The sequence below is a fragment of the Mesorhizobium sp. M4B.F.Ca.ET.203.01.1.1 genome, assembly GCF_004791025.1.
Classification (GTDB): Bacteria; Pseudomonadota; Alphaproteobacteria; order Rhizobiales; family Rhizobiaceae; genus Mesorhizobium; species Mesorhizobium abyssinicae.
The window spans coordinates 1-340 of the sequence record NZ_SRUO01000155.1 but is presented as its reverse complement, the minus strand read 5'-3'; the positions used below and the strand labels follow the sequence as shown (position 1 = coordinate 340).

Sequence of the window (340 nt, the reverse complement as noted above, 5' to 3'; positions counted from 1 at the left end):
GTCGACCGACACGCCGTAAGGCAATCCTGCCTCGAAGCGCTGATAGGTCGCCTCGACGTCCTTGCCGACGTCCCTGACGTTGAAACCTTTGGCCATGACCACGCCAAGCTGGACACTCTCATGGCCGTTGAAGCGGTATTTGCGTTCGTAAGGATCCTCGAGGCCGGACGAGACGGTGGCGATGTCGCCGAGACGCGTCACCTGGCTGCCGGAACGGAGCCTCAGCTCGCGGATGTCGGCGGCCTTGGTGACGTCCCCCTCGACCGAGATGCGCACCGAGCGCAGGCCGGTGTCTACATTACCCGCCGGATCGACGGCGTTCTGCCCTTTGACGGCGTTC

The 340-nt window shown here is 64.1% G+C and carries 1 protein-coding gene; it reads right to left on the bottom strand.

All coding sequences use genetic code 11. The features are described 5' to 3' along the window. On the bottom strand, positions 1-340 hold a 340-nt coding region (locus EN846_RS34090), incomplete at both ends, for an efflux RND transporter permease subunit (RefSeq protein ID WP_135928132.1).